Annotated in this window: 7 protein-coding genes; 4 read left to right on the top strand and 3 right to left on the bottom strand. The window is 60.2% G+C overall.

Features of this window, described 5'->3' with window-relative positions:
• Window positions 1-463 precede the first annotated feature (463 nt).
• A complete protein-coding gene (locus MUB52_RS11870; RefSeq protein WP_263844439.1) occupies window positions 464-2,872 on the top strand; it encodes a putative bifunctional diguanylate cyclase/phosphodiesterase in 2,409 nt (802 codons plus the stop codon).
• Between the two features lie 320 nt (window positions 2,873-3,192).
• On the opposite strand, the gene MUB52_RS11865 is transcribed toward MUB52_RS11870, so the two are convergent.
• Window positions 3,193-3,645 (bottom strand): nuclear transport factor 2 family protein, encoded by a 453-nt coding sequence (locus tag MUB52_RS11865; protein WP_263844438.1) that lies wholly within the window; start codon window positions 3,643-3,645, stop codon window positions 3,193-3,195.
• A gap of 213 nt (window positions 3,646-3,858) precedes the next feature.
• Between MUB52_RS11865 and MUB52_RS11860 the strand changes: the two genes are divergently transcribed.
• From MUB52_RS11860 to aroQ, 3 genes are all read left to right on the top strand, one after another.
• Window positions 3,859-4,470 carry a TetR-like C-terminal domain-containing protein gene (locus tag MUB52_RS11860; protein WP_263844437.1) on the top strand — a complete coding sequence of 204 codons (612 nt, stop codon included), beginning with the start codon at window positions 3,859-3,861 and terminating at the stop codon, window positions 4,468-4,470.
• Between the two features lie 252 nt (window positions 4,471-4,722).
• Window positions 4,723-5,592, top strand: coding sequence for a lysophospholipid acyltransferase family protein (locus MUB52_RS11855; protein ID WP_263844436.1), 870 nt, complete (start codon window positions 4,723-4,725; stop codon window positions 5,590-5,592).
• Window positions 5,593-5,733: 141 nt separating this feature from the next.
• A complete protein-coding gene (aroQ, locus tag MUB52_RS11850) occupies window positions 5,734-6,171 on the top strand; it encodes a type II 3-dehydroquinate dehydratase (protein WP_263844435.1) in 438 nt (145 codons plus the stop codon).
• Window positions 6,172-6,242: 71 nt separating this feature from the next.
• On the opposite strand, the gene tsf is transcribed toward aroQ, so the two are convergent.
• Both tsf and rpsB read right to left on the bottom strand, forming a co-directional pair.
• A complete protein-coding gene (gene tsf, locus MUB52_RS11845) occupies window positions 6,243-7,118 on the bottom strand; it encodes a translation elongation factor Ts (protein ID WP_263844434.1) in 876 nt (291 codons plus the stop codon).
• A 79-nt stretch (window positions 7,119-7,197) separates the two neighbouring features.
• Window positions 7,198-8,070, bottom strand: a complete 873-nt coding sequence (rpsB, locus tag MUB52_RS11840) for a 30S ribosomal protein S2 (protein WP_263844433.1) — start codon at window positions 8,068-8,070, stop codon at window positions 7,198-7,200.
• Window positions 8,071-8,241 lie beyond the last annotated feature (171 nt).

The raw sequence follows: 8,241 nt of genomic DNA, 5'->3' as shown, positions 1-8,241 counted from the left end.
AAGCCAAGCTGATGGAGATCCAGAACCGATTGGAATAAAAAGACATATCAGAAATTGCACTTCACCGTGAGTTCACAGCACTGCACATTCTAAACGGGGTTGCGACAAATCCCCTATCTTGCTGGAAAGCAACGAGAACCGATACGGTCTTTGCAGAAGAATCGGCAGTTCCATCTGAGCAGCTGTCGCGGAACGATGCTCAGAGATATCATCCGCCCGTCGAGCGCATCGACCCCAATTCACCCGCTTGGATGATCTACGCATGTGATCCACCGGCTGACCGATGATTGGACAGCCAATTAGACTGCCGACCGCCTTGGCTATGACGGTCACCTGATCCGCGTCAGTCACAAAGCGATACAGGATAGTTCTAATCATAACTAAACCACCTGTATCCGATAGGCGTTTGTTAAGCCATTGAACGGCAAGGTCGGCAGGCTTTTCCACAGCCAGGTGCGCCACAATGAGATTGAGGCATTTTTTGTTGCTGATTTTCCTCCTTGTGGCGCTTGGACCGTTGTTGCTGTTCCGGGCCTGGCCGCATTCCGAGGTTCTGCAGGGTGAACTCGATGAGGTCCATGAGCGGCATCTGCTGCTCGCCCGGAATCTCGCCGCCGCCTTGGAGAGATACCATCGGGATCTGGTGACAACCTTTGACCTGTTTGCGGCGTCCCAAAATGACTGGATGTACACAGAGTCAACGAAACGTGTCCTCGAGAACCTCAGTTTCAGGCACTTGTGTCTGGCAGATCCTAGCACCGGCCAGGTTGTCGATGCCTTGGCGCCCATCACCGCACCCTGCCCCGAGGTCGTCCCTGCCGAGCTTCTCTCCCGCCTGACTTCCATCGCCGAACCCGGAGTCGTCTCCTTTGGCTCCGTTGTCGAGGCGCCAAATGGCGAGAACGTCATCCATCTTGTCACGCAAAAGGGCGAACACCTCGTCATCGGGGCGATCAGGACGACCTACTTTCGGCAATTGGGCGAGGCGATCTCCTTTGGGGTGATGGGACATGCAGCCATTGTCGATCACACGGGCCGTGCCTTGTCGCACCCGTTGCCGGACTGGGTAAGGACGCGAAAGGACATGTCCAAGATTTCAGCCGTCCAGAGAATGCTGAACCGCGAAACCGGTGTCGAAACCTTCTACTCCCCGGCTCTTGACGGCGATATGATCGCAGGCTTCACCTTTGTTGATCCGGTTGGCTGGGGCGTCATGATACCCCAACCGATTTCCGAGCTGTATCAACGGGCTGAGGACGCGCGCCGCTCCAGCCTCATTGTGCTGGCCATCGGAACAGCGACCGCGCTCTTGCTTGCCTATTTCGTTGCGTTGCGCGTGGTCCGCCCGCTTGAGCAGGTCTCGCGCGCCTCAACCGCGATTGCAAAGGGCAATTTCCAGGAGCTGCGGCCGCCAAAGGCCTCACGGCTCCTGCCTATCGAGTTGTCGGACCTTCAGGAGCAGTTCCACCACATGGTCGAGCGGCTGCGCGAGAACATGACGACCATCAACGGACTGGCCTACGTGGACGCGATCACTGGCCTTGCCAACAGAACGTTTCTGCAGAAATGCCTCGACAAGGCCGTTGCGCAACACATCGAAGGCACGCTCTTCCTCATCGACCTCGATGGGTTCAAATCCATCAACGACGTCTATGGGCATGATGCCGGCGACAAGGTGCTCGGGTCTGTCGCGCAGCGATTGTCTGACATCCTCGGCGTCGACCGGCTGGCCGACGGCAAGCTCGAAGACCTTGGAAGCGCGCGCAGCTTCGATGGATCCTCGGTGCAAGTCGCCCGAATGGGCGGCGATGAATTTGCAATCTGGCTGCCCCATGCGGACCAGACCGCAGTGGACCGCATTGCACATGACATCGTGACCGGTTTGCGCGAACCGATGTCCGTTGATGGGGCAAAACCAACCATTGGCGCCAGCGTTGGCACCGCGGGATATCCAAGGGATGCATCAGACCGCACTGGCTTGACCAAGGCGGCCGATCTCGCGCTCTACGATGCCAAGAAAACAGGTAAGAACCGCTATTCCCTCTTCACACCAGCATTGAGACAGGCGCTGGAAGAACAGCATCAGCTCGCCACCGAAATCAAGGAAGGGTTGGAAAACCAGGAGTTTGTCCCATTCTTCCAACCGCAATTCAGCCTTCCAGATCGAAGGTTTTCGGGGCTTGAAGCCCTCGCGCGGTGGCAACACCCCCGTCGCGGTCTTCTGGAGCCCGCCAATTTCATCACATCTGCGGAAGACGTCGGCCTGCTCGAAAAGATCGACGAGGTCATTTTCGAACAGTCGATCGAGATGCTCCTGGACCTCGAGCGATCCGGCGTGCCCGTCGGCTCCCTGGCGGTCAATGTCTCGTCAGACCGTCTCGTCTCGCAAGACTTCCACACCAAGCTCGACAGACTGCCCAAGCTGCCATTCGAGTTGCGCTTCGAACTCGTCGAAACCATGCTCCTCGATCAGATCGAGGGCCGATTGGCCTGGACCCTCGATCGCATCAGGGAAGATGGGCACAGGCTCGACCTTGACGATTTCGGCTCGGCCAACGCCTCCGTTCTCGGTCTTATGAACGTCGAACCGGCTCACCTCAAGGTGGACAAGAAACTGATCGTCGGCGTTGGCCAGGAATGTGTCGCCGAACGTCTGGTGCGGTCGATCATCGAGATGTCCCATTCTCTTGATGTCCCTGTCATCGCAGAAGGCGCCGAAGATCTGGCCGCCGTTGAGCGGCTCGAAGAGATGAACTGCGACTTTGTTCAAGGCTATGCGCTGGCGATGCCGATGAGCCTCGTTCAACTGAGGGCGTTTCTGCAAGACTATCATCAGGATCGACCCGCTGCGCAGGACCGCCTGAGCAGTTGAGCAAATCTGGCCATCTCATCCCATGGCGATTGGTCTTGCCTTCGTGCATCCCCCAAGATCGACACCCCATTTACAACCGCCAATGTCTTGGCCTGGCCCATAGACATCGGCGCCCGGTGCCAAACACCGGGTAGCCGAGGCTCAGGTAAGTCAGAGGCCACTTCCACAGAACAGAGCATCAATTCGCTGCGCCTACTCCAATGGTCGCTGCGCGACTTTTCAACTGTAAGAACACCCCTCGGCGCACAGGCTTGCGACCGTGAGACTTTGCACCCGCAGGCCCCCGCGGAAACCCTACCCGGGAGGCGTCGCCCTGCAGCTCAGGCCGCACTCCCCTTCACGACGTCGGGCATGCCATCGGTGCCCCCAACCGCCGCAAGCGCCACGACAGGATTCCAGTAGTCGCGGTAGTCGACAATCTTGCCGTTTCGGACCCAGATGACGTTGATGTATCTCTGATCATACGGCAGCCCGGTTTTTCGACCAGTACTGTTGCGCGCCTCGAACTCGAGGATCACGACCTCCGGATCGGTGGTTCGATAAAGTGCAGTCTCGGCCAACTCCCGAATGTCATAGTGCTCACGAACCACCGGGAGGTAGTTGGCCACAGCGGCCCGGCCCTTCAGGACATTCGACCCGGCCGGAGCGTATGGCGCCTCGAAGGCGACATCCTCAGCGCACATCTCCAGGAAACTGTCCGCCGGGTCGAGAAGATCACCCAGGCTCTCTCGCAGCAATGTCGTCAGCGCAGGCAGTGGATCGGTGTTCGGCATCGGAACGCTCCTTCCTTGAGGGTCCTTCAAAGCACAAGATGGGGATTTTTCATCGGAACGCAACCGTATCGACGATTCTATTGAGGTGCTGGACGGACGCACCGGACAGGCTCGCATTTTGCGAGACGATTGATTCCGCCTTTGGCCGCCATTTCCGGTTCCTCTCCCATGAGTGGAACGCTAACGTGCCGACGCAGCATAGGCAGGATGCGAATGAAGCACAACAACCCGGATCAGAAGCCGCGACGATTGTCCGGCGCAGCGCTGCAAAGGCCTGAGCTGACACAGGCCCTCTATCGCGCTTTCTTCGAAGAATGGGCCGAGCGGGGCTACGCTGCATTGAGCCTCGAGCGTGTCGCAAAGAAAGCGGGGGCAGGTAAAGCGGCGATCTACCGCCGCTGGTCATCGAAGCGTGCGTTTGCCAACGAAGCCGTAAGGGATGTCGCACTGGCGGTCACACCCATCTCGGATGAAGGCAGCCTCGAAGCGGATATCGCGGCCTTCCTGCGGTCGCTTCGAACCGTCCTCCGTCACCCCACAGTCCGGCGCATCCTCCCCGACCTTCTGGCCGAGCGGGCGCGATCAGACGAATTGGCACCGTTGCTCGAGATGGTCGCGATGGCGCGTCGCGGGCGGGCCGAGGACCTGCTCGACCGGGCCATCGCGCGCGGAGACCTTCCCGTCAGCCTCGACCGCAAGCTTGCGCTGGACCTGCTTCCATCGCCGCTCTACTGGCGCATGATCGTGAACCAAAGGCGGATATCCGTCGCCGAGTTGCACCGGCAGGCCCATGTCCTGGCCGTCGCGCTGAAAGCTGCTGGATAGTACGGAACGGCTCTGAGGCACGTCCGTGACAGAGCCCGACCATTCCATTGAGGCGATGACATTATGACAAAAACACCTCGCTCACATTCCGTTCAGCATTGGTAGCCTCCTCGCGGGTGCAAACGCGCGCGCTGCGGCGCGCTCGCCGAAGTCCAGCGCGGCCCTGCCGGCAGTCCGCCGGTAGCCACCCTGTCCCAAAGGTTTTACAGGCATGTCACGCATCTGTAACCTTCGCCAGTTTCAAGTTTTGGCATGAAAGAGCGCCTTGATCCGCTGATTGCAGAACGCGCCCCCTGGCTGTTCCGGCCCGGCACGGTGAGCCGGGTGTCGCGGCGCACATGTATGGCTTTGCTTGGCTATCACGAGACAGTCAGTCTTGCGGTCACCCTCAAGAACGAACCTGCCGCGGATCTGATGCACCACATGGGCCATCTGCTTGCCCAGGATGTACGCGTCGGCGGGCTGCACCACGTGCCGCGGACAGGCCCAGCAATCGTTGTGGCAAATCACCCGACGGGCATCGCGGATGGCATCATGTTGCACCACCTGCTCTCCCCCATCCGCCCCGACCTGTTCTTTTATGCAAATGCGGACATCCTGCGCGTGCTCCCACAGCTCTCGGAAATGATTGCCCCTGTCGAGTGGCGTAATGAAAAGCGGTGCCACGGCAAGGCCAGAGAAACCATGGCCTATACCCGAGACGCGGTGGCGCAACAACGACTCGGCGTGATCTTCCCCTCAGGCCGTCTGGCGAAGCGGCGTGGTCTGCGACTCTATGAACGGCCGTGGATGGCCTCGGCTGCGATGATCGCCCGGAAATACGACCTGCCCGTGATCCCGATCCACATCGAGGCACATAACTCCGCGCTCTTCTACATTCTCGACCTGCTCCATCCGACGCTGCGCGACATCACCTTGTTTCACGAGACCCTCAACAAGGAGCGTCAGCCCTTCCGGATCCGGGTCGGTGCGCCGATCGCAGCGGCTGACCTGCCGAAGAGTTCCGACGCGGGAATAGCCATGCTCCGCAATGCGACCCTGGCCTTGGGCGCGGGTCCGGCAGGCAGTGTGCGCATGCTCGCGCCCCGCTACGGGCATTTGACTGCGGCCAACGGCGTCTGAGGTCGATCCCCTGCAGCCGGACGAACTCACCCCGCAAACCAGCCAAAGCCCCCTTCCCTTTCCCCGCGCGCCCTGCCCCGACGCTGGACAGGCCGTACATCCAAGGTCTATGCAGGGGAAATCCTTCTGCGCGAGAGACTTATGACCTCAATCCTTGTCCTGAACGGACCCAATCTCAACCTCCTTGGCACCCGTCAGCCTGAGGTCTACGGGCACACCACGTTGGCAGACGTTGAAGCCATGTGCGCAGACTGGGCCGCCAGCGCCGGCTGTGCCGTCACCTGCGAACAGTCCAATCACGAGGGCAGTTTGATCGACACGATCCACGCAGCCCGAGGTGTGCATGACGGGATCGTTCTGAACGCCGGCGCCTACACGCACACCTCGATTGCGCTGATGGACGCCATCGCCTCCGTCGCGCTGCCCACAATCGAGCTGCATCTCAGCAATGTGCATGCGCGAGAGGAGTTCAGGCATCGCTCGTTTATCGCCAAGATCGCCGTGGGCCTGATCTGCGGGTTCGGCGCAAAGGGATACGTGCTCGCGCTCGATGCGATGAAAGCTCATCTAGAAGATTAAGATCGTAACACAAACCATTGGAAAAACGCGATGATTTACCATCGCCCTTTTCTCGTTTCCACCTGGAAGGCTCAGCCTCTGGCTGCTTTCGCAACCTCCGCGGCGAAGTCTTCCTTGACGACTTCAATGCCTTCGCCGACTTCCAGGCGAACAAAGCCCGTCACGGTCGCGCCCGCGTCTTTCGCGGCCTCGGCAACAGTCAGATCGGGGTTCACAACGAACGACTGGTTCAGCAGCGTGACCTCGGACATGTATTTCTTCATGCGGCCGACGATCATCTTCTCGATCACCTGCTCGGGCTTGCCGCTTTCGCGCGCAATCTCGATCTGGACCTGCTTTTCCTTCTCGACCACCGCCGGGTCGAGGTCATCTTCCGAGAGCGCCGCTGGGTTCACGGCGGCAATGTGCATCGCAACCTGCTTGCCGAACGCCTCGTCGCCCCCCGTCAGCGCGACCAGAACCCCGATCTTGCCCATACCTGGGGCCGCGGCGTTGTGCACGTAGGAAACCACCGTCTCGCCGTCGATGGACGACATGCGGCGCACGGACATGTTCTCACCGATGGTGGCGATCTTGTCGGTCACCACGGTGGCCACGGGCTTGCCGCCCATATCCGCCTCTTTCAGCGCGTCCACGTCAGACACGGTCAGCGCCACATCTGCGATGCCGGCCACCATCTCCTGAAACTCGGCATTCTTGCCGACGAAATCGGTTTCGGAGTTGACCTCAACCGCAACACCATGGCTGCCGTCGACCTTGACGGCGACGAGGCCTTCAGCAGCGGTACGCCCAGACTTCTTGGCCGCCTTGGCCAGACCCTTCGTGCGCAGCCAGTCTTGCGCTGCTTCCATGTCGCCACCGGTTTCGGTCAGCGCCTTCTTCGCGTCCATCATGCCCGCGCCGGTCGTCTCGCGCAGTTCCTTGACCATAGATGCTGTGATCGCCATCTCAGGTTCTCCTCTTGGTGGAATCATCTTGTTTTGGGGCAGGTCATCTCTGCCCCATATGTCATGCGTGTGACGCGGCTCAGCTTGTTGCCTTCTCCACCGTCTCTTCCTTGGACTCGATATCGAGCGGCGCATCGCTTGCAATGGCGTCATCCGATACCGTCTCCGACGACGGCTCACCGGTTTCTGCGGCCGCGGGTTCGGCAATCGCCTCTTCGACCGGAGCCTCTTCCATCTCACCCAGATCGACACCCGCCGCACCCAGTTGCGCCGACATACCGTCAAGTGCTGCGCGGGCCGCCAGATCGCAATAAAGCGCGATGGCTCGCGCGGCGTCGTCATTGCCCGGGATGATGTAATCGATGCCATCGGGCGCGCAGTTGGTGTCGACCACGGCGACCACCGGGATGCCCAGCTTGTTGGCTTCCGCCACCGCCAGCGCTTCTTTCTTCACGTCGATCACGAAGAGCAGATCGGGGCGGCCGCCCATTTCGCGGATCCCGCCCAGCGAGGCTTGCAGTTTGCCCTGGTCGCGCTCCATGCCGAGGCGCTCTTTCTTGGTCAGCCCGGCAAAGCCCTGCTCGGCCTGCTCGTCAATCGCCTTCAGACGGTTGATCGACTGCGAGACGGTCTGCCAGTTGGTCAGCGTGCCGCCGAGCCAGCGGTGGTTCATGTAATATTGCGCGCATTTCTCGGCGGCTTCGGCGATCGGCTGTTGCGCCTGACGCTTGGTTCCGACGAAGAGGATGCTGCCGCCCTTTGCGACGGTCTCGCGGATCACGTTGAGTGCCGCATCCAGCATCGGCACGGTCTGCGTGAGGTCCATGATGTGGATGCCGTTGCGCGCGCCATAGATGAATGGACCCATACGGGGGTTCCAGCGCTGCGTCTGGTGGCCGAAGTGTACGCCTGCTTCAAGCAATTGGCGCATGGAGAACTCTGGAAGAGCCATGTCGTATCTACCTTTCCGGTTTTATCCTCGACGGGGGTCTGACAGATCTCTGCCAACCGGCGGACCCTTGAGGATGTCTCCCCCAAAAGGCCCAAACCCCGCCTGCGGGTTTCAGTGCGCGCCGTATAAGTCAGGCCACGTCAGATCGCAAGAGGCGAAATCGCCGGCGTG

The organism is Roseobacter sinensis, assembly GCF_025755255.1.
GTDB classification, from domain to species: Bacteria; Pseudomonadota; Alphaproteobacteria; order Rhodobacterales; family Rhodobacteraceae; genus Roseobacter; species Roseobacter sinensis.
The sequence above is the reverse complement of the archived record's forward strand: the minus strand, read 5'-3'. Positions and strand labels throughout refer to the sequence as shown.